The organism is Pseudomonas sp. FW305-25 (assembly GCF_017351415.1).
Lineage (GTDB): Bacteria > Pseudomonadota > Gammaproteobacteria > Pseudomonadales > Pseudomonadaceae > Aquipseudomonas > Aquipseudomonas chlororaphis.
Genome location: NZ_JACNDE010000008.1, coordinates 97,437 through 121,806 on the forward strand (window position 1 = coordinate 97,437; position 24,370 = coordinate 121,806).

General features: G+C 62.2%; 26 protein-coding genes and 1 tRNA gene. 15 read left to right on the top strand and 12 right to left on the bottom strand.

All coding sequences use genetic code 11. The features are described from left to right. The first annotated feature begins 117 nt into the window (after positions 1-117). Complete coding sequence (mqo, locus tag J4E58_RS10300; protein ID WP_087092025.1) at positions 118-1,629, top strand: malate dehydrogenase (quinone); 1,512 nt, start codon at positions 118-120, stop codon at positions 1,627-1,629. A gap of 91 nt (positions 1,630-1,720) precedes the next feature. Here the strand turns inward: mqo and J4E58_RS10305 are convergent, their stop codons facing one another. From J4E58_RS10305 to J4E58_RS10320, 4 genes are all read right to left on the bottom strand, one after another. Next, a complete protein-coding gene (locus tag J4E58_RS10305; protein WP_007928384.1) occupies positions 1,721-2,008 on the bottom strand; it encodes a PA4642 family protein in 288 nt (95 codons plus the stop codon). A gap of 63 nt (positions 2,009-2,071) precedes the next feature. Next, complete coding sequence (locus J4E58_RS10310; protein WP_087092026.1) at positions 2,072-2,557, bottom strand: hypothetical protein; 486 nt, start codon at positions 2,555-2,557, stop codon at positions 2,072-2,074. Positions 2,558-2,645: 88 nt separating this feature from the next. Continuing rightward, positions 2,646-3,119 (bottom strand): WbuC family cupin fold metalloprotein, encoded by a 474-nt coding sequence (locus tag J4E58_RS10315; RefSeq protein WP_087092027.1) that lies wholly within the window; start codon positions 3,117-3,119, stop codon positions 2,646-2,648. 3 nt (positions 3,120-3,122) lie between these two features. Further along, on the bottom strand, positions 3,123-3,680 hold the full coding sequence (locus J4E58_RS10320; RefSeq protein WP_007928381.1) for a hypoxanthine-guanine phosphoribosyltransferase: 558 nt from the start codon (positions 3,678-3,680) through the stop codon (positions 3,123-3,125). A gap of 166 nt (positions 3,681-3,846) precedes the next feature. Between J4E58_RS10320 and upp the strand changes: the two genes are divergently transcribed. Further along, a complete protein-coding gene (gene upp, locus J4E58_RS10325; RefSeq protein ID WP_007928379.1) occupies positions 3,847-4,485 on the top strand; it encodes a uracil phosphoribosyltransferase in 639 nt (212 codons plus the stop codon). A 2-nt stretch (positions 4,486-4,487) separates the two neighbouring features. Further along, the gene (locus tag J4E58_RS10330) at positions 4,488-5,762 is read left to right on the top strand and encodes a uracil-xanthine permease family protein (RefSeq protein ID WP_053262590.1); all 1,275 of its coding nucleotides are present in this window, start codon (positions 4,488-4,490) and stop codon (positions 5,760-5,762) included. 88 nt (positions 5,763-5,850) lie between these two features. Here J4E58_RS10330 and hemH read toward each other — a convergent pair whose 3' ends face one another. Further along, complete coding sequence (hemH, locus tag J4E58_RS10335) at positions 5,851-6,867, bottom strand: ferrochelatase (RefSeq protein ID WP_087092028.1); 1,017 nt, start codon at positions 6,865-6,867, stop codon at positions 5,851-5,853. A gap of 13 nt (positions 6,868-6,880) precedes the next feature. Then, complete coding sequence (locus tag J4E58_RS10340) at positions 6,881-7,783, bottom strand: TIGR01777 family oxidoreductase (RefSeq protein ID WP_087092029.1); 903 nt, start codon at positions 7,781-7,783, stop codon at positions 6,881-6,883. 196 nt (positions 7,784-7,979) lie between these two features. Between J4E58_RS10340 and J4E58_RS10345 the strand changes: the two genes are divergently transcribed. The 5 genes from J4E58_RS10345 to J4E58_RS10365 all read left to right on the top strand — a co-directional run bounded on the left by J4E58_RS10345 (position 7,980) and on the right by J4E58_RS10365 (position 12,994). Next, on the top strand, positions 7,980-8,963 hold the full coding sequence (locus J4E58_RS10345) for an NAD(P)/FAD-dependent oxidoreductase (RefSeq protein WP_053262593.1): 984 nt from the start codon (positions 7,980-7,982) through the stop codon (positions 8,961-8,963). Positions 8,964-9,257: 294 nt separating this feature from the next. Then, complete coding sequence (locus tag J4E58_RS10350; protein WP_087092030.1) at positions 9,258-10,226, top strand: DUF523 and DUF1722 domain-containing protein; 969 nt, start codon at positions 9,258-9,260, stop codon at positions 10,224-10,226. A gap of 3 nt (positions 10,227-10,229) precedes the next feature. After that, positions 10,230-11,165, top strand: a complete 936-nt coding sequence (locus tag J4E58_RS10355; protein WP_087092031.1) for a MerR family transcriptional regulator — start codon at positions 10,230-10,232, stop codon at positions 11,163-11,165. Positions 11,166-11,178: 13 nt separating this feature from the next. Further along, a complete protein-coding gene (phrB, locus tag J4E58_RS10360) occupies positions 11,179-12,624 on the top strand; it encodes a deoxyribodipyrimidine photo-lyase (protein ID WP_087092032.1) in 1,446 nt (481 codons plus the stop codon). Between the two features lie 64 nt (positions 12,625-12,688). Further along, on the top strand, positions 12,689-12,994 hold the full coding sequence (locus J4E58_RS10365) for a YkgJ family cysteine cluster protein (RefSeq protein WP_007928363.1): 306 nt from the start codon (positions 12,689-12,691) through the stop codon (positions 12,992-12,994). A gap of 7 nt (positions 12,995-13,001) precedes the next feature. Here J4E58_RS10365 and J4E58_RS10370 read toward each other — a convergent pair whose 3' ends face one another. The 6 genes from J4E58_RS10370 to hemA form a co-directional block, all read right to left on the bottom strand. After that, positions 13,002-13,520, bottom strand: coding sequence for an acyloxyacyl hydrolase (locus J4E58_RS10370; RefSeq protein WP_087092033.1), 519 nt, complete (start codon positions 13,518-13,520; stop codon positions 13,002-13,004). A 116-nt stretch (positions 13,521-13,636) separates the two neighbouring features. Next, entirely contained in the window at positions 13,637-14,428 is a 792-nt protein-coding gene (gene murI / locus J4E58_RS10375; protein WP_087092034.1) for a glutamate racemase, read from the bottom strand. After that, complete coding sequence (locus J4E58_RS10380) at positions 14,421-15,176, bottom strand: molybdopterin-synthase adenylyltransferase MoeB (RefSeq protein ID WP_087092035.1); 756 nt, start codon at positions 15,174-15,176, stop codon at positions 14,421-14,423. Before J4E58_RS10380 ends, murI begins: the two co-directional genes overlap by 8 nt. Then, positions 15,170-16,000: a peptide chain release factor N(5)-glutamine methyltransferase gene (gene prmC, locus J4E58_RS10385; protein WP_053262599.1), complete on the bottom strand. Its 831-nt coding sequence runs from the start codon at positions 15,998-16,000 to the stop codon at positions 15,170-15,172. Before prmC ends, J4E58_RS10380 begins: the two co-directional genes overlap by 7 nt. Before the next feature lie 6 nt (positions 16,001-16,006). Then, the gene (gene prfA / locus J4E58_RS10390) at positions 16,007-17,089 is read right to left on the bottom strand and encodes a peptide chain release factor 1 (protein ID WP_007928353.1); all 1,083 of its coding nucleotides are present in this window, start codon (positions 17,087-17,089) and stop codon (positions 16,007-16,009) included. Beyond that, on the bottom strand, positions 17,086-18,372 hold the full coding sequence (gene hemA / locus J4E58_RS10395; protein WP_053262600.1) for a glutamyl-tRNA reductase: 1,287 nt from the start codon (positions 18,370-18,372) through the stop codon (positions 17,086-17,088). Before hemA ends, prfA begins: the two co-directional genes overlap by 4 nt. A 181-nt stretch (positions 18,373-18,553) precedes the next feature. Here hemA and J4E58_RS10400 point away from each other — a divergent pair, with 181 nt between their 5' ends. From J4E58_RS10400 to pth, 7 genes are all read left to right on the top strand, one after another. Continuing rightward, a complete protein-coding gene (locus J4E58_RS10400; RefSeq protein WP_007928348.1) occupies positions 18,554-20,278 on the top strand; it encodes a tetratricopeptide repeat protein in 1,725 nt (574 codons plus the stop codon). Between the two features lie 4 nt (positions 20,279-20,282). After that, a complete protein-coding gene (lolB, locus tag J4E58_RS10405; RefSeq protein ID WP_007928346.1) occupies positions 20,283-20,900 on the top strand; it encodes a lipoprotein insertase outer membrane protein LolB in 618 nt (205 codons plus the stop codon). A gap of 2 nt (positions 20,901-20,902) precedes the next feature. After that, on the top strand, positions 20,903-21,754 hold the full coding sequence (gene ispE, locus J4E58_RS10410; protein WP_053262602.1) for a 4-(cytidine 5'-diphospho)-2-C-methyl-D-erythritol kinase: 852 nt from the start codon (positions 20,903-20,905) through the stop codon (positions 21,752-21,754). A 37-nt stretch (positions 21,755-21,791) separates the two neighbouring features. Next, positions 21,792-21,866 (top strand) — tRNA-Gln (locus J4E58_RS10415). A 48-nt stretch (positions 21,867-21,914) separates the two neighbouring features. Next, positions 21,915-22,856: a ribose-phosphate pyrophosphokinase gene (locus J4E58_RS10420; RefSeq protein ID WP_003171603.1), complete on the top strand. Its 942-nt coding sequence runs from the start codon at positions 21,915-21,917 to the stop codon at positions 22,854-22,856. A 140-nt stretch (positions 22,857-22,996) separates the two neighbouring features. After that, complete coding sequence (locus J4E58_RS10425; protein WP_087092036.1) at positions 22,997-23,596, top strand: 50S ribosomal protein L25/general stress protein Ctc; 600 nt, start codon at positions 22,997-22,999, stop codon at positions 23,594-23,596. A 168-nt stretch (positions 23,597-23,764) separates the two neighbouring features. Next, a complete protein-coding gene (gene pth / locus J4E58_RS10430) occupies positions 23,765-24,349 on the top strand; it encodes an aminoacyl-tRNA hydrolase (protein ID WP_007928340.1) in 585 nt (194 codons plus the stop codon). Positions 24,350-24,370 lie beyond the last annotated feature (21 nt).

Consider the following 24,370-nt stretch of genomic DNA (forward strand, 5'->3'; position numbering starts at 1 on the left):
GCGAAGATTCGGACATGGCGATCCTGGCCATGAGTGACCCGGGGCATAACGTGAACCGCCCCTTACTCCTGGCAGCTATGCCGTCAATTTGGTGCTGCAGATTTTGGAGACGCGTTAATGGCGCATAACGAAGCAGTAGACGTCGTATTGGTTGGGGCCGGCATCATGAGTGCCACCCTCGCTGTACTGCTCAAGGAGCTCGACCCCGCGATCAAGCTGGAAGTCGTCGAGCTGATGGATTCGGGTGCCGCGGAAAGTTCCAACCCGTGGAACAACGCCGGTACCGGCCACGCCGGCCTCTGTGAGCTGAACTACACGCCACAGGCCGCCGACGGTTCCGTCGATATCAAGAAAGCCGTGCACATCAACACCCAGTTCGAGGTGTCGAAGCAGTTCTGGTCCTACCTGACCAAGAAAGGCACCTTCGGCTCGTCCAAGTCCTTTATCAGCCCGGTGCCGCACCTGAGCTTCGTCCAGGGCGACAGCGGTGTGTCCTTCCTGAAGAAGCGCTTTGAAGTGCTGAGCAAGCACCACGCTTTCGCGGACATGGAATACACCGAAGACAAGACCAAGATGGCCGAGTGGATGCCGCTGATGATGCCGGGCCGCGCGGCTGACGAAGTCCTCGCCGCCACCCGCGTGATCAACGGCACCGACGTCAACTTCGGCGCCCTGACCAACCAGTTGCTCAAGCACCTGACCAGCGCACCCGATGCCCAGGTCAAGTACTGCAAGCGCGTGACCGGCCTGAAACGCAACAAGGACAACGGCTGGACCGTCAGCATCAAGGACGTCAACAGCGGCAACACTCGTGAAGTCGACGCCAAGTTCGTGTTCCTCGGCGCTGGTGGCGCGGCACTGCCGCTGCTGCAGGCTTCGGGCATCGAGGAAAGCAAAGGCTTCGGCGGCTTCCCGATCAGCGGCCAGTGGCTACGTTGCGACAACCCGGAAGTGGTCAAGCATCACCAGGCCAAGGTCTACAGCCAGGCCGCGGTCGGTTCGCCACCGATGTCCGTGCCGCACCTGGACACCCGCGTGGTCGATGGCAAGAAGTCCCTGCTGTTCGGGCCGTACGCCGGCTTCACCACCAAGTTCCTCAAGCACGGTTCGTTCATGGACCTGCCGATGTCGGTTCGCGCCGGCAACATCGGCCCGATGCTGGCCGTGGCCAAGAACAACATGGACCTGACCAAGTACCTGGTCAGCGAAGTGATGCAGTCCATGGAGCAGCGCCTGGAATCCCTGCGCCGCTTCTACCCGGAAGCCAAGGCCGAAGACTGGCGCCTGGAAGTGGCCGGCCAGCGGGTGCAGATCATCAAGAAGGATCCGAAGAAAGGCGGCGTGCTGCAGTTTGGTACCGAGCTGGTCGCGGCCAAGGACGGCTCCCTCGCCGCCCTGCTCGGCGCTTCGCCAGGCGCTTCGGTGACCGTCTCGATCATGCTGGAACTGATCGAGCGCTGCTTCCCGGCCAAGGCCAGCGGCGAGTGGGCCATTAAGCTCAAGGAAATCTTCCCGGCCCGTGAAAAGGCCCTGGAAACCGACGCCGCGCTGTACCGCAAGATCAACAGCGAGAACAACGTCAGCCTGGAGCTGGTCGAGCAGAGCAGCGAAGCCGAAAGCTACGCTTAAGCCGCGCTCATGAAAAACGCCCCGCTCTCTTGGAGAACGGGGCGTTTTTTTATGGCTGCTTAAAGACAACCACAGCCGGCGCGGCGCATTTTCAGCCGCGGGCTTTTTCGATCAGCTCGATGTAGTCGGCGGCATTGCGCTGGTCCTGGATCAGGGCCACGAAGTCCTTGCCGTGTTCGTCCTTGCCGTCCAGGTCGTAGCCGGCCTCGACGAAGAACACCAGGAAACGCTCGAAATCGTCGATACGCAGGCCACGATAGGCCTTGATCAGCTTGTGCAGGGACGGCGAAGTGGCATCGGCCGGCTCGAAATCGAGGAACAGTTTGATCTGCGCATCGCCGATCTCGTCACCAATCACTTGTTTCTTATCTTTACGCATTGCCGACTCCAGCTCGCAGACATTTCACGGGGCAGGCAGTTTACCCCCAGCCCGCGTCGGGCCTCAACGCGAGCGTACGGCGCCGGTGTGCAGATCGGCCCAGATGTGGCCGTTGGCGTAGCTGAGGAACTGGCAATACACCGTGTCGTTGCGCAACAGGTCCATCACCACCCGATACTGGGCCAATGGATAGAACAGGGTGAGGGTCTTGCTCTTGGCGTCGAACTGGGGCTTTTTCAGGCTTTTGCTCTCGCCGTCGAAATTCACCAACACCTGGCTGATGGTCGCGCCCTTGTTCAGCGGCTTACCCTTGAGCCGGACCAGCAGCGGCGAAGTGACCGGGATCGGTTGCTGGTTGGATTGGCGCTGGCTGCCGATGACCACCGAGTATTCGGTGACCTGCAACAACTGTTGCTGCTCGGGGGCGGCGTCACGCAGGGTCAGGTCATCAGGAGGCAGGAACTGCCCGTGCATGGGCGCCGGGGCGGCGGCCAGGGGCAGGCTCAGGATCAGAACAAAGGCCGCGCAACTGCGAATCAAAAGGCTCATGACAGGCTCCGGACACAAGACCTGGCACTCTAGCATGGGTCAGCGCAGATTTTTTGCAGCGGCTACAGCTCAAGCGCGAGGATAGCGCTCAGTCGAACTGGGCGCGCATCCAGGCCTGGTATTCAGCCACACCCGGCTCGCCTTCGCGGGGCGCCCAATCGGCCAGTTCGCCTTCGCCGACCGGACGATAAGGCCCGGCCTTGCATTCGAACATCAGGCTATCGGGCTCAAGCACCACCAGGCCGTGGTAGACGCCGACCGGCAGGTCGACGCCCATGCAATCACCACCCGCCTGCAGCACACGCTTGCCCAGCACCTGACCGGCATCGTCGAAAATCAGCAGGCCCAGGCGCCCCTTGAGCACCAGCAGGGTCTCGGCCTTGTCGTCACTCAGATGGCGATGGGGCGGGATGTAGGTGGATGGCTGCAGCCCCACCGCCATGCGGTGACAAGGCTCTTGCATCTGATGGAAATTGTGGTGATGGCGACCACGGGGGCTGGCCGAGGCTTTTTCGGCCAGTTCGGCAAACAGCGACTGATCCAGATAGCTCGGCTCGCTCATGGCTTACATGCCCTTGACGGCAAAGATGCCGGCAGCGTTGCGCCAGTAACCCTTGTAGTCCATGCCGTAACCGAAGATGTAGCGGTCCACGCAGGGCAGGCCGACGTAGTCGGCTTTCAGGTCGGGACGAGCCTTGCGGTCGTGGTCCTTGTCGATCAGCACGGCGGTGTGCACCGCGCGGGCACCGGCGTGTTTGCAGAAATCGATGATCGCGCCCAGGGTATGCCCCTCGTCGAGGATGTCGTCGATGATCAGCACGTCACGGTCGATGAAGGACACTTCCGGCTTGGACTTCCAGAACAGCTCGCCGCCGCTGGTTTCGTTGCGATAGCGGGTGGCGTGCAGATAGGAAGCTTCCAGCGGGAACTTCAGGTGGGTCAGCAGCTTGCCGGAGAAGATCAGGCCACCGTTCATCACGCAGAAAACCACCGGATTGCGCTCCGCCAGTTGTTCATTGATTTGTGCACCGACTCGGGCGATGGCCGCTTCGACCTCAGCTTCGGTGTACAGGCAGTCAGCCTCGCGCATGATTTGACGGATATGCTCGAGATCAGCGGACATGGCGCTCTCCAGGGGGGTGGCAGTTTCGGAAAAGCGAGCAAAGGTACGCATCCGGCCCGGTCAGATCAAGCGTTTCTGGACTAACGTACTTAGATGTCTATAGGACAACACCCTCGGATAGATTAATCTAGGCCGGTTTTTTTGCCCGCCGCCGGAGCCTTTCCCTATGCCCATCCGTGAGATCCGCCATCCGCTGATCCGACACAAACTTGGCCTTATGCGCCGCGCCGACATTAGCACGAAGAACTTTCGCGAGCTCGCTCAGGAAGTCGGTGCCCTGCTGACGTACGAAGCCACCAAAGACTTGCCGCTCGAATCCTATGAGATTCCAGGCTGGTGCGGCCCCGTCCAGGTCGAGAAGATCGCCGGCAAGAAGATTACCGTGGTGCCGATCCTGCGCGCCGGTATCGGCATGCTCGAAGGCGTGCTCAGCCTGATCCCGGGCGCCAAGGTCAGCGCCGTGGGCGTGGCCCGCAACGAGGAAACCCTGCAGGCGCACACCTACCTGGAAAAACTGGTTCCGGAAATCGACGAACGCCTGGCCATGATCATCGACCCGATGCTCGCCACCGGCAGCTCCATGGTCGCGACCATCGACCTGCTGAAAAAGGCTGGCTGCAAGGACATCCGCGCCATGGTGCTGGTCGCCGCCCCCGAGGGCATCGAAGCCGTCGAGAAAGCGCACCCGGACGTGACCATCTACACCGCATCCATCGATCAGAAACTCAACGAGCACGGCTACATCATCCCGGGCCTGGGCGATGCCGGCGACAAGATCTTCGGCACCAAGCAGAAGGACGCCTGAGCATGCGGGATGAGTTCAACGATCCGCTCTGGCGCCAGGTGCTGTCTGGCGCGCAGATGCTCTTCGTGGCCTTTGGCGCGTTGGTGTTGATGCCGCTGATTACCGGTCTCGACCCCAACGTGGCGCTGTTCACGGCGGGTCTCGGGACTCTGTTGTTCCAGCTCGTGACCGGGCGCCAGGTACCGGTATTCCTGGCCTCCAGCTTTGCCTTCATCACCCCGATCATTCTCGCCAAGGGCCAGTTCGGCCTGGCCGCGACCATGGGCGGGGTGATGGCGGCCGGTTTCGTTTATACCTTCCTGGGCCTGGCGGTGAAGATCAAGGGCACCGGTTTCATCGACCGGCTGCTGCCGCCGGTAGTGATCGGCCCGGTGATCATTTCCATCGGCCTGGCCATGGCGCCGATCGCCGCCAACATGGCGATGGGCAAGGCCGGCGACGGCAGCGAGCTGATTCATTACCAGACGGCGATGATGATCTCGATGCCGGCGCTGCTGACCACCCTGATCGTCGCGGTGTTCGGCAAAGGCATCTTCCGCCTGGTGCCGATTATCTCCGGGGTACTGGTGGGCTTTGCCCTGTCGTTCTACTTCGGTGTGGTCGATACCGCGAAGATCGCCGCGGCGCCCTGGCTGGCCCTGCCGCACTTCACCGCGCCGGAGTTCAACTGGCAGGCGATCCTGTTCATTGTACCTGTGGCCCTGGCACCCGCCATCGAGCACATCGGTGGGGTGATCGCGGTCGGCAGCGTGACCGGTCGCGATTACCTGAAGAAGCCCGGCCTGCATCGCACCCTGTTCGGTGACGGCATCGCCACCACCGCTGCCGGCCTGTTCGGCGGTCCGCCCAATACCACCTACGCCGAAGTGACTGGCGCGGTCATGCTGACCAAGAACTACAACCCGAAAATCATGACCTGGGCGGCGGTCTTCGCCATCAGCCTGGCGTTTATCGGCAAGTTCGGCGCACTGCTGCAAAGCATTCCGGTACCGGTGATGGGCGGGATTCTCTGCCTGTTGTTCGGCTCGATCGCGGCGGTGGGCATGAACACCCTGATCCGTCACAAGATCGACCTGGGCGAAGCCCGCAATCTGGTGATCGTTTCGGTGACCCTGGTGTTCGGGATTGGCGGGGTGTTGATCGGTACCGGTACCGGTCCGGACGACTTCGGCCTGAAAGGGATCGCCCTGTGCGCCGTCGTTGCGATTGCACTGAACCTGATCCTGCCGGGCAACGATGGCTGGAAGAACAAGAAGGCTGAGGAACCGCTGATCTGAGGATCCGCGTCAGCCGGAAATCCATCGCGGGCAAGCCTCGCTCCTACAGACGGTATTGACGTAGGAGCAAGACTTGCCCGCGATGCGTTTACAACGCCAAAGGCGCGCGCTCGCACAAGGTGTTCAATGCCTTGGCCCATTGCGGGTCGTCGTTCAGGCACGGCACCAGCACCAACTCCTCCCCTCCCGCTTCGCGGAACTGTTCGCGACCGCGATCACCGATCTCTTCCAGGGTCTCGATGCAGTCGGCGACAAACGCCGGGCACATCACCAGGATCTTCTTCACCCCCTGTCGGGCCAATTCATCCAGGCGCGCTTCGGTGTAGGGCTCGATCCACTTGGCACGCCCCAGACGGGACTGGAACGACACCGACCACTTGCCGTCCGCCAGCCCCATGCGCTCGGCGAATGCCCGGGCCGTGCTCAGGCACTGGCCGCGGTAACAGGTCGCGGCCACCTCGGGTGTCGCGTTGCGGCAACAATCGCCTTCCAGGCTGTGGCCGGGATTGAGCTTTTTCAGGTGCCGCTCGGGCAAGCCATGAAAGCTCAGCAGCAGATGATCGAAGTCCTGTTGCAGGTGCGGCCTGGCACTGGCCACCAGCGCGTCGAGGTACTCCGGCTGATCGTAAAACGGCTGCAGCACCGACAGCTGCACGTCCAGCTTCTTGTCCCGAATCACCCGCCGGGCTTCCTCCACCACCGTGGTCACGGTGCTGTCGGCGAATTGTGGATAGAGCGGCGCCAGGGTGATCTTCTTCTGCCCCTGGGCCAGCAGACGCACTAATGCCGACTCGATGGACGGCTCGCCATAACGCATCGCCAGTTCCACCGGGCCGTGCTTCCACTCCCGCGTCATGGCTTCCTGTAAGCGGCGGCTGAGCACCACCAGCGGCGAACCCTGCTCCCACCAGATCGAGGCGTAGGCATGGGCCGATTGCTCCGGACGCTTGATCAGGATCAGCGACACCAGCAGCCGCCGAACCGGCCACGGCAGATCGATCACGTAAGGGTCCATCAGGAATTGATTGAGGTAGCTGCGCACATCCGCCACCGAGGTGGAGGCCGGCGAACCCAGGTTGACCAGGAGCAACGCGTGATCGGTCATGCAACGTCCTATTTCAGAGGCGGCTGGACAGGTCGTCCAAGGCCGCACGCAAATCAGTGAACTGGAAAGTGAATCCGGCGGCCTGCAACCGCGCGGGGACCGCGCGCTGACCACCCAGCAGCAACAACGACAATTCCCCCAGGCCGACCCGCAAGACAAAGGCCGGCACCGGCACTACCGCCGGCCGGTGCAAGACGCTGCCCAGGGTCTTGGCGAACTCGCGATTGCGCACCGGCCTGGGCGCGCAGGCATTATAAGGACCGCTGGCATCACTGCGGTGCAGAAGAAAATCAATCAGGGCGATTTGATCCTTGATATGAATCCACGGCATCCACTGCCGACCGTTGCCGATCGGCCCGCCCAGCGCCAGTTTGAAGGGCAGCAGCAGGCGCGACAAAAAGCCGCCCTCGGCCGCCAGCACCAGGCCCGTGCGAATCAGCACCACACGCAGGCCCATGGCCTCGGCACGCTGCGCGGTCTCCTCCCAGGCGATGCACAACTGGCTGGCGAAATCCTCACTGACCGGGGGCGAGTCCTCGTTCAGCTCGCGCTCCCCGCCATCGCCATACCAGCCCACGGCCGACCCGGAGATCAGCAACCCGGGCTTCTGCCCCCGGCTTTCCAGCCAAGCCAACAACTTTTCCGTCAGGGTAATGCGGCTGCTCCAGAGCAGCGCCTTGCGCTTGTGAGTCCAGGGCCGATCGGCGATCGGTGCTCCCGCCAGGTTGATGATGGCGTCGACCGGTTCCTCTGCGAGCTCGTCCAGGCGGGCGATGCCGCGAACCTGAGCGCCGCAGAGTTTGGGCACCTCGGTGGGCCGACGACTCCATACGGTCAACTGATGGCCCTGGGTCAACCAGTGACGGCAGAGCTGACGTCCTATCAAACCAGTACCGCCGGTCAGCAATATGTGCATGACATCTTCCTCGCGTGGCGTTTTACCCGCATCCCTAGTCTATTTTTATAAGCAGGGATCTTTTCAATCGGGCAGGCTCTGTGTTTAACAATAGGACACCCTGTAAAACCGATAACGCCGAAAATTATACCAAAAAACAAAATTGTACAGATTTTAACGACGGCGTAGTCTGCACAGAAAGGTAAACGAGGCCCCTATGACCGTACCCATCGCAATCATTGGTACCGGCATCGCCGGACTCTCCGCCACCCAGGCGCTGAGAGACGCCGGGCATGTCGTGCAACTCTTCGACAAGAGCCGCGGCAGCGGCGGGCGTATGTCCAGCAAACGCAGCGACGCCGGCGCGCTGGACATGGGCGCGCAATATTTCACCGCCCGCGACCGGCGCTTCGTCACCGAAGTCCAGCGCTGGCAAGCCAATGGCTGGGCCGCCGAATGGGCGCCGCAGCTGTACAACTTCCATGGCGGCCAGCTCACCCCGTCGCCGGACGAACAGACCCGCTGGGTCGGCACCCCACGCATGAGTGCCATTACCCGTGGCTTGCTGGGCGAAACGGAGGTGCATTTCGCCTGCCGCATCACCGAGGTCTACCGCGGCGAGCAGCATTGGCACCTGCAGGATGCCGAAGGTTTCACCCATGGTCCGTTCAGCCACGTGATCATCGCCACGCCGGCCCCCCAGGCCACCGCCCTGCTGGCCGCCGCACCGAAACTGGCGAGTGCCGCCGCCGGGGTGAAAATGGACCCGACCTGGGCTGTCGCCCTGGCATTCGAGACCGCGCTGGAAACCCCGGTGGAAGGCTGCTTCGTACAGGACAGCCCGCTGGACTGGCTGGCCCGCAACCGCAGCAAGCCAGGGCGCGACAACAGCCTCGACACCTGGGTCCTGCATGCCAGCAGCACCTGGAGCCGCCAGCACATCGATCTGCCGAAAGAAGCAGTGATCGAACAGCTGCACGGCGCATTTGCCGAACTGCTGCACAGCGCCATGCCCGCCCCGACCTTCAGCCTCGCCCACCGCTGGCTCTACGCTCGCCCGGCCAGCAGCCATGAGTGGGGAGCCCTGGCGGATGTCGACCTGGGGCTCTATGTGTGCGGCGACTGGTGCCTGTCCGGTCGCGTCGAAGGAGCCTGGCTCAGCGGGCAGGAGGCCGCCCGCCGGTTGCACGAAAACCTGTAAGCGCATCACCCCGCGTAACCTTGCTGCTGTCGCCATGGACAGCAGCCTGTCTCCTCCGCTCCAAAACCCGAAACACCCTTCTGCTGATCGGATTGTTCCGAGACGAAGAAAAACGCGCGCCACAATCTCATGCGTTAGCCAGCCGGCAATCGCACGACAGATGATCAGGAAATGACCCGAAAGGCTCCGCGGCGCAAACCTGTACAAAATATTTGACTTGCACACCTTTGATCCTATGATGAGGCAAAGTTGTACAAGATCTTATTTTTGTACATGAAACCCGGAGCCTCTCACATGCCCGACAATCCAACCCAGGCCGACAAGCCGAGAATCGCCATCAGCGCCTGCCTGCTGGGGGCGCCTGTGCGCTACAACGGCGGGCACAAGGAATCGCGCCTGTGCAGCCAGGCCCTCGCTGAGTTTTTCGAGTTTGTCCCGCTGTGCCCGGAAGTCGCCATTGGCCTGGGTACACCCCGCGAACCGATCCGCCTGATGGGCGATCCGCGGCAACCGCGGGCCGTTGGCAGCGTAGACCAAACCATGGATGTCACCCGGGCACTCACGGATTACGGCCAGCGCATGGCCGCTGAACTGGACAGCCTCTGCGGCTACATCTTCATGCAAAAATCTCCGTCCTGCGGCCTGGAGCGGGTCAAGGTCTACCAGGACCAGGGCCGCCCCGCCGAGCTCAGCGGACGCGGCATCCATGCCCAGGCTTTCTGCAGCCGCCATCCGGACCTGCCGGTGGAAGAAGACGGCCGGCTCAAGGATCCGGTGCTGCGGGAAAACTTCCTGACCCGGGTATTCGCCTACAGCGCCTGGCAGGACGTGCTCAGGCAGGGCCTGAGCCGTCGCCGCCTGACCGACTTTCACGCGCGCTACAAATACCTGCTGATGGCCCACAACCCGGAGCAATACAAGGTCCTCGGCAATCTGCTGGGCAGCATGGGCCAAAGCGACCCGGCGCACGTCGGCCCGCGTTATTTCAGCCAGTTGATGGCGGCCCTGAAAAAGTGCGCCACCCGCCGTACCCACAGCAACGTGCTGCAACACATCAGCGGCTATCTCAAGCAAGCCATCAGCCGCGACGACAAACAGGAAATGCAGCACCTCATCACCCAGTACCGCCATGGCATCGTGCCGCTGGTGGTGCCGCTGACCTTGCTCAAGCATCATCTGCGCCGGCACCCCGATCCCTACATCGCGCAACAGGCGTACCTGCAGCCCCACCCGGAAAGCCTCAGCCTGCGCAACGCGCTCTGAACCATGAACGACTCGAGGCTCGACCCGGATGCATCCGCCAGCGAATCCGATGGCGCCCATGAGCAAGGCTGGTTGCCGATTCGCGAGGTGACCCGCCAGACCGGGGTCAACGCCGTCACCCTGCGCGCCTGGGAACGTCGTTACGGGCTGATCGTGCCGCAACGCACCGCCAAGGGTCACCGGCTGTTTTCCAACGAACACGTGCAGCGCATCCTGAAGATCCTGACCTGGCTCGATCGCGGGGTGGCGGTCAGCCAGGTCAAGCACCTGCTGGACGCCGAGCCGGCGCCCAGCGAACCGGCCCATAACGACTGGCACCTGCAACGCCAGCGCCTGGTCCAGGCCATCAGCCAACTGGCCGAGCGCCAGGTCGACGAAAGCTTCAACCAGGCCATGGCACTCTATCCGCCACGAACCTTGTGCGAGCACCTGCTGCTACCGCTGCTGGGCGAACTCGAACAGCGCTGGCAGGGCCGCTTCGGCATGCGGATGGAGCGGGTGTTTTTCCATTCCTGGCTGCGCAGCAAATTCGCAGTGCGGGTCTATCACAACAATCACCAGCTACAAGGCGCCCCGCTGCTGCTGATCAATCACTCGGACCTGCCGCTGGAGCCGCACCTGTGGCTCTGCGCCTGGCTGATCAGCAATGCCGACTGCCCGGTGCAAGTCTTCGACTGGCCGCTGCCCCCCGGTGAACTGGCCCTGGCCGCCGAACACCTGAAAGCGCGGGGCGTGCTGCTGTACTCGAGCCAGTCGATCAACCTGCGGCAACTGCCACGCCTGCTCGGCGGCCTCGACCGCCCGGTACTCATCGTCGGCCCAGCAGTGAGCATCCACCACGCCGAACTGGCCATCTGCACTACCGAGATCGCCAATCTGCACCTCGCCGCAGACCCGCTCTCGGCGCACCAGGCCCTGACCGGGTTAGGGCTTCTCTAATGCAGGAATTCCCATGCAACTGATCTGGCTACGCAGCGACCTGCGCCTGCATGACAACACCGCGCTGAGCGCCGCGACCCAGCGCGGGCCGACCGTGGCCCTGTACCTGCTGAGCCCGCGGCAATGGCAGGCGCATGACGATGCGCCGTGCAAGGTCGACTTCTGGCTGCGTAACCTTGAGCAGTTGAGCGGCGACCTGGCGCGGCTGAATATCCCGCTGCTGATCCGCCAAGCGCCGAGCTGGGAGCAGGCACCCCAGGTGCTGCTGCAGCTGTGCCGGGAACTGGCCATCGAGGCGCTGCACGTCAATGAGGAATACGGCATTCACGAGAGTCGCCGCGATACGGCAGTGGCCAGCCTGCTGAAGAGCCAGGGCGTGGGCTTCCACAGTTACCTCGACCAACTGCTGTTCCGGCCCGGCAGCGTGCTGACCAGGAGCGGCGGCTACTTCCAGGTCTTCAGCCAGTTTCGCAAGGTCTGCTACAACCGGCTGCACAGCGCCCTGCCGCCACAGCTGGCGGCTCCCAGGGCGCAAGCCGCGCTGAGGATAAAGGCCGATGCGCTGCCCCGGCAGGTCGAAGGGTTTCCGACACCCGGCCCGCACCTGCAGACGCTCTGGCCGGCCGGTGAAACCGCGGCGCAACAACGCCTGGCGCATTTTGCCGAGGCCCAGCTCGACCACTACCAGGCCGAGCGCGACTTCCCGGCCAAGCCCGGCACCAGTCAGCTTTCGCCCTACCTCGCCGCCGGCGTGCTGTCGCCACGCCAATGCCTGCACGCGGCGCTGCAGAACAACCGGGGCGAGTTCGCCAGCGGCAGCCCCGGCGCCGTCACCTGGATCAACGAACTGCTCTGGCGCGAGTTCTACAAACACATCCTGGTGGGCTACCCGCGGGTGTCCCGGCACCGGGCCTTCCGCCCGGAAACCGAAGCCGTGGCCTGGCGCGATGCCCCCGAGGAGCTGGCGGCCTGGCAGCAGGCCCGCACCGGCCTGCCGATCATCGATGCAGCCATGCGCCAGTTGCTGGAAACCGGCTGGATGCACAATCGCCTGCGGATGATCGTGGCGATGTTCCTGACCAAGAACCTGCTGATCGACTGGCGCCAGGGCGAGCGCTTTTTCATGCGCCACCTGATCGACGGCGATCTGGCGGCAAATAACGGTGGCTGGCAGTGGAGTTCATCCACCGGCACCGATTCGGCGCCCTACTTCCGCATCTTCAACCCCTTGAGCCAGTCGCAGAGGTTCGACAGCCAAGGGACGTTCATCAAGCACTGGCTGCCAGAGCTGGCGGGGTTGAATGCAAAAGATATCCACAACCCGGCCGCCATGGGCGGCCTGTTCGGCGTGGCCGATTACCCGCCGCCGATGGTCGATCTGTCGATGTCCCGCGAGCGCGCTTTGGTAGCCTTCAAGAACCTGCCGTCACGGGTGGCGGCCGAGGAATATCGGGAGTAAGAGGCGGCAGGCGTCCGTCAGTGGTTTCACACAGCCTGCGGCCACTGCCTTACACTGCGCGCCTATGACCACTATTCCTGTCACCCAGATCGCCGAAACGGCGGTCACCTGCTCGAGCTGCGCGGCCTGCTGCTGCCAACTGGAAGTGATGCTGATCACCGAAACCGGGGTGCCCGAACGTTTTATCGACACCGACGACTGGGGCGGCGAAGTCATGTTGCGACTGGATGATGGTTGGTGTGCCGCGCTGGATCGCAACAGCATGCTGTGCAGCATCTACGAACAGCGGCCACTGATCTGCCGGGAATTCGAGATGGGAGAAGCGGACTGCCTCAACGAACGCCGCGGCATCGCCACGGCGTATCGCTGAAAGGGTCTTACAACGGCATGGTGTAATGCAGCGAGTAGCTCTCTACACCGTCGTTGGGCGTCGCGATGCCAGCGTTGGAATAGTGCGTGGCACGGAGACCGACTTCATGCCCGCCGTTGAACCGCAGGCCGAAACCGAAGCGGTCCTCGAACTGGAACGCCGAACCGAGCTTGTTGTCCTCCACCTCGGTGTTGGCGAACACCGCCACACCGATCCCCGCCTCGATGTAAGGCTTGATGTTCTGCCCGGCAAATTCGTACACCAGCACCGGCGAGAACGACAGGCTGTGGTTGCTGGACTTCTCGTCGCCATCCCAGAAGGTATAGGCGCCGCTCCAGTAGCCGGTCAGGCGACCGACATCGCTTTGCAGCCAGCTTTTGTCCCAATCAAATTGCATGCCCAGGCGATAGGTCTGGGTCGAATCGCTGGTCTGCCCCACCGAAAACTCGACGCCGGCCGCCTGTGCCGAAAAACTTTGCCCCAACAGCGCGGCCGCAAGCGCGGCCAAACAAAACATTCGTCTCATCAGGAACATCCTTTTCAAACGATTTGTATGGTGTTGTACAGATTCCGCAGACACGTTAATAGAAATCTGCGCTTGAACAGAAGTTCAGCGTAAATCAGCGCTTCTGCAGGATTTTTTTATAAAGCGAAGCTTTGCACCTCTCCCGCCTCTTTCCAGAGCAACGGCAGAATATGTCTGAAGTGACACGGATCGCCACTGGTCCAGAACCGGGCCTGGCGTGCAGGCCCAGCAGCCAACAGCTCGCGCTCGCCGAGCAGGCGCTCCAACTGGCGGGCAACCGCGGCCCCGGTATCGATCAGGCTGATGTCCTCGGGGATCATCGACTTGAGCAACGGCTTGAGAAACGGATAGTGGGTGCAGCCGAGAATGAGGGTGTCGCAGCCGGCCGCCAGCAACGGTTCGACATAACCTTGCAGCAGTTGGCGCAACGCGGGGCTGTGCAAGTCCCCGGCTTCGATCCGTTCCACCAGGCCCGGACATGGCCGGGTAATGACCTTGATATCGGTGGCGAAACGATCGAGCAAGGCGGCGAACTTGGCACTCTGCAAGGTCCCGGTGGTGGCCAGCACGCCGACCACGCCGCTGCGGGTGGCGGCGGCAGCCGGCTTGACCGCAGGCTCCATGCCAATGATAGGCCAGTCCGGGTAGTCCCGACGCAGGTCGGCGACAGCGGCCACAGTCGCAGTGTTGCAGGCCAGCACCAGCGCCTTGGCGCCCTGCTCGCGGAAAAACCCGGCGACCAGGCTGCAACGCTGACGGATGAATTCGGGGGTTTTCTCGCCGTAGGGAATGTTGCCGCAATCGGCTACATATAGCAGCGATTCATGGGGCAGGCGCTGCTGGATCTCCGCCAGCACCGACAGGCCGCCGACGCCGGAGTCGAAGACACCGATCGGCGCCTCACGCATGTGGGCCCCCACAGACGCTGCAGCCCGGGTCGCGCTTGACCCGCAGTTCACGAAAGCGTGTGCCCAGGGCATCGATCAACAACAGGCGGCCCACCAGCGGCTCGCCGAACCCCACCAGCAACTTCAAGGCCTCGAGGGCCTGCAGGCTGCCCACCAGCCCCACCAGCGGCCCGAGCACTCCGGCCTCGCTGCAGGTCAGTTCGGCTTCGCTGCCGTGCCCATATAAACAGTGGTAGCACGGGCTCTCGGGACGCCGTGGGTCGAACACCGACAGTTGCCCCTCCAGGCGAATCGCCGCGCCGCTGACCAGCGGCTTGCCGGCGGCGACGCAGGCGGCATTCACTGCCTCGCGGGTCGAGAAGTTGTCGGTGCAATCGAGTACCAGGTCCACCGCCGTGACCGCGGCCGCCAGGGAGTCGGCATCCAGCGCCACGCGATGGGTCACCAGCTGGATCTCGGGATTGATCGCGGACAGGCGACGCATTGCCGAATCGACCTTGCTCAGGCCGACGCTGTCGGTGTCGTGGATGATCTGGCGTTGCAGGTTGGTCAGGTCGACCGTATCGAAGTCGGCCAGGTGCAGCTCGCCGACGCCCGCGGCGGCCAGGTACAAGGCCACCGGAGCGCCCAGGCCACCCAGGCCGACGATCAATACGCGGCTGGCCTTGAGTCGCAACTGGCCGTCGATGTCGACGTGCTGCAACAGAATCTGCCGGCTGTAGCGCAACAATTCCTGATCGTTCAGCACGGCAGGCGCCCCAGGCTGATGCGTTCATGACCGCCCAGGTCGACACGGCTGTGCACCTCGGCAAACCCTTGGCTGAGTAACAGGTCGCGTACGGCCGGCGCCTGGTCGTAGCCATGCTCGAGCATCAACCAGCCGCCAGCCTCAAGATGCTCTGGCGCCTGGGCGATGATCAGGCGCAGGTCGTCCAGCCCGTCCTTGCCCGCGACCAGGGCGCTCTCCGGCTCGAAACGCACATCGCCCGCCGCCAGGTGCGGGTCGGCGTCGGCGATATAGGGCGGATTGCTGATGATCAGCTGATAACGCTCACCTGGGAGGGCGCTGAACCAATGGCTACTCAGCACCGTGACATTGTCCAGTTGCAGGCGCTGGCGGTTGCGTTCGGCCAGGGCCACGGCTTCCAGCACCCGGTCGACCGCGGTGACCCGCCACGCCGGGCGCTCGCTGGCCAGGGCCAGGGCGATGGCGCCGCTGCCGGTGCCCAGGTCGAGCACTCTGGCCGGGGTGGCGGGCAGCAGCTCCAGCGCCGCTTCCACCAGCAATTCGGTGTCGGGGCGCGGAATCAGGGTGTGTGGCGCCACTTCCAGGTCGAGCTTCCAGAAGCCCTGCTGGCCCAGGATATAAGCCACCGGTTCGCCGGAACGGCGCCGCTGCAGGTAACTGGAAAAGGTCAGCGCCGCTTCGCTGGGCACGATCCGCTCGGGCCAGGTGTGCAGGAAGCTACGCGGCTTGCCCAGGGCAGCGGCCAGCAGTAACTCGGCATCCAGGCGGGCCGTGGGCGAATCGGGCAATTGGGCGGCGCGCAACAGGCTGGCGATGATGGTCATTTATGTTTACTCGCCCAGTGCCGCAAGTTGATCGGCCTGGTATTCGGCCAGAAGCGGTTCGATCACGGCTTCGACGCCACCGGCGAGGATTTCATCGAGGGAATAGAGCGTCAGGTTGACACGGTGATCGGTCACCCGGCCCTGGGGAAAGTTGTAGGTGCGAATGCGCTCGGAACGGTCGCCCGACCCCACCAGCAGCTTGCGTTCGCTGGCAATCGCATTGGCCGCGGCGCTGGTCTGCTGGTCGTTGAGCTTGGCCGACAGCCAGGACATGGCCCGCGCCCGGTTCTTGTGCTGGGAACGTTCTTCCTGGCACTCGACCACGATTCCCGACGGGATGTGGGTGATGCGGATCGCCGAGTCGGTCTTGTTGACGTGCTGGCCACCGGCACCGGAGGAGCGGTAGGTATCGATCCGCAGGTCCGCGGGGTTGATCTCGATGGCTTCCTGTTCGTCCGGCTCGGGCAGCACCGCCACGGTGCAGGCCGAAGTATGGATGCGGCCCTGGGACTCGGTGGCCGGCACCCGCTGCACGCGGTGGGCGCCGGATTCGAATTTCAGCTTGCCGTAGACGTTCTCGCCTTCGACCCGGGCGATGACTTCTTTATAGCCGCCGTGCTCGCCCTCGTTTTCCGAGAGGATCTCCAGCCGCCAGCCACGCCGCTCGGCATAACGCGAATACATGCGGAACAGGTCGCCGGAGAAGATCGCCGCCTCGTCGCCACCGGTGCCGGCGCGGATTTCCAGGAACACGTTGCGCCCGTCGTTGGGGTCCTTGGGCAGCAGCATGCGTTGCAGGGTGCTTTCCAGCTCGACCAGTTGTTCCTTGGCCTCGCGGACTTCTTCCACCGCCATTTCGCGCATGTCCGGATCGCTGTCCTTGAGCAGCGCCTGGGCGCCCTCGAGGTCGGCCTGGACCTTGAGCACCTGTTTATAGGTCTCGACGATCGGCTCGACTTCCGCGTACTCCTTGGAATAGGCGCGGAACTTGGCCTGATCGGAAATGACTTCGCCGTCGCCAAGCAACGCGGTCAGTTCTTCGAAACGGTCCTGGAGGACATCCAGCTTATTGAGCAGTGACGCTTTCATTGCGGTTTTTTATCCGAAGAGTCCGAAGCGCCCTCACCGAGGGCAAAGAGTTCCTGGGCCATGGCCAGCGCATCCAGGCGGCCTTCAGCGGTCAGTTTTTTCAACTGGACGCTGGGCGCATGCAGCAGTTTGTTGGTCAGGCCGCGAGCCAGTTGCATCAGGACGTCTTCGGCGCTGCTGCCGTTGGCCAGCATGCGCTGGGCCTTTTGCAGTTCCTCGTCGCGCAGGCGCTCGCTCTGCTGACGATACGCCTTGAGCACGTCCACCGCAGCCAGCTCGCGCAGGCGCACCATGAAGTCCTCGGCGCCGATGTTCACCAGCTCTTCCGCCGCCTGCGCCGCGCCTTGGCGGCTCTTGAGGTTTTCGGCGACCACTTCGTGGAGATCGTCGACGGTATAGAGGTAAACGTCGTCCAACTCGCCGACTTCCGGTTCAATATCCCGCGGAACGGCAATATCCACCATGAAGATCGGCTTGTGCTTGCGCAGCTTCAGCGCGCTTTCCACCGCGCCCTTGCCAAGGATCGGCAGCTGGCTGGCGGTGGAACTGATGACGATATCGCTGTGCACCAGTTCCTGAGGAATATCCGACAGCAGCACGGCATGGGCTCCAAACTGTTCGGCCAGGGTGCTGGCGCGCTCCAGCGTGCGGTTGGCGACCACGATGCGCTTGACCCCCAGGTCATGCAGGTGGCGGGCGACCAGGGTAATGGTCTCGCCGGCGCCGATCAGCAGCGCCTGGCTGCGCTGCAGATCGCTGAAAATCTGTTTCGCCAGGCTCACCGCGGCAAAGGCCACGGAAACCGGGTTTTCGCCGATGGCAGTGTCGGTGCGTACCTGCTTGGCGGCGCTGAAAGTGGCCTGGAACAGCCGCCCCAGCAGCGGACCAATGGTTCCGGCCTCACGCGCCACGGCGTAGGCGGATTTCATCTGCCCGAGGATCTGCGGTTCGCCCAGCACCAGCGAGTCCAGCCCCGAGGCGACACGCATCATGTGACGAACGGCCGCATCGTCTTCGTGCACATAGGCACTGGCGCGCAGGTCTTCGAGGCTCAGATGGTGATACTCGGCCAGCCAGCGCAGCACGATATCCGCCGAAAGGTGATCCTGTTCTATATAGAGTTCACTGCGATTGCAGGTGGAGAGGATCGCAGCTTCGCGGCTGTCGGTGAGGCGGCAGAGCTGCTGCAAGGCCTCAACCAACTGCTCAGGGGTAAAGGCCACGCGCTCGCGGACGTCTACTGAAGCAGTCTTGTGGTTAATACCGAGTGCGAGGAAGGCCATTCAAGGTCGCTGATGATGTCGAGAAGCCGACAATTGTCCTACTTCGAAAGATTCAGAACAACCACTGCCGACTATTGTCCCAATAGACTGCCTCTGTAAGGCATCCGCTGAGTCTCGGTTATGTTTGGCCGAAGGCTTGTGTCATGATGATCCGACCGCAGGTTAGTCGTCCTCTTCCTATATGAATAGATCTTCCGCGTTGCTCCTCGCTTTTGTCTTCCTCAGCGGCTGCCAGGCCTTGGCACCCGTTTCACCGGACGGTACGCCGCCGGTCGAAGACACTACCCCGGCTCCTGAAAAGCCCAAGGTTTACTCCTCGTTCAGCGAAGACACGGTCTTCAGCCTGCTGAGCGCGGAGCTGGCTGGCCAACGCAATCGTTTCGACATTGCCCTGGACAACTATGTCACCCAGGCCATCAATACCCAGGACCCGGGCATCTCCGAGCGGGCGTTTCGCATCGCCGAATACCTGGGCGCCGACCAGGCCGCGCTGGACACTGCGCTGATCTGGGCGAAAAACGCCCCGGACGACCTGGAAGCCCAGCGTGCCGCTGCCATCCAGCTGGCCCGCAGCGGGCGTTACGACGAATCCATGGTCTATATGGAGAAAGTCCTGCAGGGCAAGGGCGATACCCATTTCGATTTCCTCGCGCTGTCGGCCGCCGACACCGACCAGGACACCCGCAACGGTCTGATGAAGAGTTTCGACCGCCTGCTGCAAAAACACCCGAACAACGGCCAACTGGTGTTCGGCAAGGCGCTGCTGCTGCAACAGGACGGCGACACCCGCGAAGCCCTGAAGCTGCTGGAGCAGAACCCGCCGGAAGAAGGCGAGATTGCGCCGATCCTCCTGCGCGCCCGCCTGCTGCAGAGCCTCAGCCGCGCCGACGAAGCCCTGCCGCTGCTGGAAAAAAGCATTCGCAAGTACCCGGACGACAAGCGCCTGCGCCTGACTTATGCGCGCATGCTGGTCGAGCAGGATCGCATGGACGACGCCAAGGCCCAGTTCTCCAGCCTGGTCCAGCAGTATCCGGAAGACGACGAGCTGCGTTACTCCCTGGCGCTGGTCTGCCTGGAAGCCAAGGACTGGGAAGAAGCCAAGGGTTACCTGGAGGACCTGATCGCCCGGGAAAGCCACGTCGATTCGGCGCACCTGAACCTGGGCCGCATCGCCGAAGAGCTCAACGACCCGCAAGGCGCGCTGGCGGAATACGGCCAGGTCGGCCCAGGTACCGACTACCTGCCGGCACAATTGCGCCAGGCCGACATCCTGATGAACAACGGCCGTACCGCCGAAGCCGAAAAACGCTTGGCCGCCGCCCGCGACACCCAGCCGGACTACGCCATCCAGCTGTACCTGATCGAAGCCGAAACCCTGTCCGCCAACAAACAGGGCGACAAGGCCTGGAAGATTCTCCAGCAAGCCCTGCAGCAATACCCGGACGATGTGAACCTGCTCTACACCCGTGCGATGCAGGCCGAGAAGCGCAACGACCTGGCCCAGATGGAAAAGGACCTGCGCCTGATCATCAAGCGCGAGCCGGACAACGCCATGGCATTGAACGCCCTCGGCTACACCCTGTCGGATCGCACGACCCGCTACGCCGAAGCCAAGGCCCTGATCGAACAGGCCCACCAGCTGACCCCGGACGATCCGGCGGTGCTCGACAGCCTGGGCTGGGTGAACTATCGCCTGGGCAACCTCGCGGAAGCCGAACGCCTGCTGCGCCAGGCGCTGGAACGCTTTCCCGACCAGGAAGTCGCCGCGCACCTGGGCGAAGTGCTCTGGGCCAATGGCAAGCAACGCGAAGCCAAGCAGATCTGGAGCAAGTTCCTCAAGGACCAGCCAGACAGCCCTATCCTGCGCAGCACCATCAAGCGCCTGACCGGATCAGAGACCCTTTAAGACTATGTTTTTGCGCCACCTTATCGTTTTCAGCTTTATCGCTCTGCTCGCCGGTTGCTCGGGTTTCGGCACCCGCGAATCCGTCGAGGGTCACGGCAGCCCTGCGCTATGGCGCGAGCACAAACAGCAACTGAGCGGCCTCGACGGCTGGCAGATCAATGGCAAGATCGGCATTCGCGCTCCCAAGGATTCGGGCAGCGGCACGCTGTTCTGGCTGCAGCGCCAGGATTACTACGATATCCGCCTGTCCGGCCCGCTGGGTCGCGGCGCCGCCCGCCTGACCGGACGTCCCGGCAAGGTCGCGCTGGAAGTCGCCAACCAGGGACGTTACGAAGCTCCGACCCCGGAAGCCCTGCTCGAAGAACAGCTGGGCTGGAACCTGCCGGTCTCGCATCTGGCCTGGTGGGTTCGCGGACTGCCCGCCCCCGACAGCAAGAGTCGCCTGACCCTGGATGGCGACAGCCGCCTGTCCAATCTCGAACAGGACAACTGGCAGGTCGAATACCTGAGTTATGCACAACAGAGCGGTTACTGGCTGCCCGAGCGGATCAAATTGCATGGCCGCGACCTTGACGTCACGCTGGTGATCAAGGAATGGCAACCACGCAAGCTGGGGCAGTAAGCATGAGCGCGCCACGACTGACCCTGCCCTCCCCGGCAAAACTCAATCTGATGCTGCATATCCTCGGTCGCCGTGAAGACGGCTATCACGAACTGCAGACGATTTTTCAGTTTCTCGATTACGGCGACGAAATCACCTTTGCCGTGCGCGATGACGGCGTCATTCGCCTGCATACGGAGTTCGCCGGCGTCCCCCACGACAGCAACCTGATCGTGCGCGCAGCCAAACAGCTTCAGGAACAGTCCGCATGCCCGTTGGGCATCGATATCTGGATCGAGAAAGTCCTGCCCATGGGCGGCGGCATCGGTGGCGGCAGTTCCAATGCAGCGACCACTTTGCTGGGCCTGAATCACCTCTGGCAACTGGGCTGGAACGAAGATCGCCTGGCCGCGCTGGGCCTTTCCCTGGGCGCCGACGTGCCGGTTTTCGTGCGGGGGCATGCGGCTTTCGCCGAGGGCGTGGGAGAAAAACTCACCCCGGTAGACCCCGAGGAACCTTGGTATCTCGTGCTGGTGCCGCAAGTCTCTGTAAGTACAGCAGAAATTTTTTCAGATCCGCTGTTGACACGTGACACTCCGCCCATTAAAGTGCGCCCCGTTCCCAAGGGAAACGGCAGAAATGACTGTTTGCCGGTGGTTGCAAGGCGTTATCCAGATGTACGTAACGCATTGAATTTGCTAGGTAAATTTACCGAAGCAAAACTGACCGGAACTGGAAGTTGTGTGTTTGGGGGCTTCCCAAGCAAAGCTGAAGCTGATAAAGTCTCGGCCCTTCTTACAGAGACCCTTACAGGGTTTGTAGCAAAAGGAAGCAACGTTTCGATGTTGCATCGCAAGCTGCAAAGTCTGCTCTAAAAGGAACCAAGTGCCAGGCACTTGATGCAACAGATACAGGGGCGTCGCCAAGCGGTAAGGCAGCAGGTTTTGATCCTGCCATGCGTTGGTTCGAATCCAGCCGCCCCTGCCATTTTCCTTATACTCATCCAGGTATACCCTCAGCCTTCAGGTACTGCGCGTGTCCAAGATGATGGTCTTTACGGGGAACGCTAACCCCGATCTGGCTCGGCGTGTCGTACGTCAGCTGCATATCCCTCTCGGTGACATCTCTGTCGGTAAATTTTCCGACGGCGAAATTACCGCTGAGATCAATGAAAATGTCCGCGGTAAAGACGTCTTCATTATTCAGCCGACTTGCGCTCCGACCAACGATAACCTGATGGAACTCGTCGTGATGGCTGATGCCTTCCGCCGCTCCTCAGCGACTCGAATCACTGCTGTAATTCCTTACTTTGGTTATGCCCGTCAGGATCGCCGTCCGCGTTCCGCACGCGTGGCTATCAGCGCGAAAGTCGTGGCTGACATGCTTACCGTAGTCGGCATCGACCGTGTTCTCACGGTTGATCTGCATGCTGACCAGATTCAGGGCTTCTTCGATATTCCGGTAGATAACATCTACGGCTCCCCGGTTCTGGTGGATGACATCGAAGACCAACGTTTCGAAAACCTGATGATCGTCTCCCCGGACATTGGCGGCGTCGTGCGTGCACGTGCCGTTGCCAAATCCCTGGGCGTGGATCTCGGGATCATCGACAAGCGCCGCGAGAAAGCCAATCACTCTGAAGTGATGCATATCATCGGTGACGTTGAAGGCCGTACCTGCATCCTGGTTGACGACATGGTCGATACCGCCGGCACCCTGTGCCACGCGGCCAAGGCCCTGAAAGAGCATGGCGCTGCCAAGGTCTTTGCCTACTGCACACACCCTGTGCTGTCGGGTCGAGCAATCGAGAACATTGAAAATTCCGTGCTGGACGAGCTGGTGGTGACCAACACCATCCCGCTGTCCGCTGCAGCACAAGCCTGTGCGCGTATCCGTCAACTGGATATCGCACCGGTTGTTGCCGAAGCGGTTCGCCGTATCAGCAACGAAGAATCGATCAGCGCGATGTTCCGCTAGGGCCCTGCCCTAGCCTTACATCTCGATGACGAAAAGCGCCCCGCCCCAGCATTCCTGTTGGGGCGGGGCTTTTTTGCCCATATCGCCTTTAGCGCTGGTCGCAAACGCTGGGGCGAGTGTGGTTATTTTGGAGATACAACATGAACGATTTTACTCTGAATGCTGAACTGCGTTCCGACCTGGGGAAAGGTGCGAGCCGCCGCCTGCGTCGTCTCGCAAGCCTGGTTCCAGCTGTAGTTTACGGTGGCGACAAATCCCCTGAATCCATCAGCATGCTGGCCAAAGAAGTTGCCAAACTGCTCGAAAACGAAGCGGCTTTCAGCCACGTTATCGAACTGAACGTTGGCGGCACCAAGCAAAACGTCGTGATCAAGGCGCTGCAACGTCACCCGGCCAAAGGCCACGTGATGCACGCTGACTTCGTACGCGTTGTTGCTGGTCAGAAACTGACCGCTATCGTTCCAGTGCACTTCATCAACGAAGCTGCTCCGGTCAAGAAAGGCGGCGAGATTTCGCACGTTATCGCTGAAATCGAAGTGTCCTGCCTGCCGAAAGACCTGCCTGAGTTCATCGAAGTCGACCTGGGCGACGCTGAAATCGGCACCATCGTTCACCTGTCGAACATCAAGGCCCCTAAAGGCGTTGAGTTCGTTGCTCTGGCTCACGGTAACGACCTGGCTGTTGCCAACGTTCACGCTCCACGTGTTGCTCCAGAAGCTGCAGAAGGCGCTGCAGAGTAATTCACTCTGCTTGCCGGAGTTACCGGAAACATCGCGGACTGGAACGTAGCGAGAAAGCGGGCGGGAACGCGGAGTTTACATAATGGTAAATGAGCACTTGTCGTCCACTTTCGCCGCACACTCCAGTCGCGGCGATGTTATCCACAACTCCAAGGAAGGGCCCCTATCGTGACTGCCATCAAACTGATCGTTGGCCTGGGTAATCCAGGCGCCGAATACGAACAGACCCGGCATAACGCAGGGGCCCTTTTTGTTGAGCGCATCGCCGAGAAACAAGGCGTCAGCCTTGTGGCCGATCGCAAATATTTCGGCCTGACCGGGCGCTTTTCGCACCAGGGTCAGGACATTCGCCTGCTGATACCCACCACCTACATGAACCGCAGCGGCCAGGCCGTGGCGGCATTGGCCGGTTTCTTCCGTATCAAGCCCGAAGAAATCCTGGTGGCGCATGACGAACTCGACCTGCCACCCGGCGTCGCCAAGCTCAAACAGGGCGGCGGGCATGGCGGGCACAACGGGTTGCGCGACATCATCGCGCAACTGGGCAACCAGAATACCTTTCACCGCTTGCGGCTTGGCATCGGCCACCCAGGCGTCGCCAGCATGGTCTCGAACTTTGTCCTGGGTCGTGCGCCGCGCGCCGAACAGGAAAAGCTCGATGCCAGCATCGATTTTGCCCTCGGCGTGCTGCCGGATATCTTCGCCGGTGAATGGAACCGTGCGATGAAAAACCTGCACAGCCAGAAGGCCTGACTCTTATCCGAGGGGAAACAC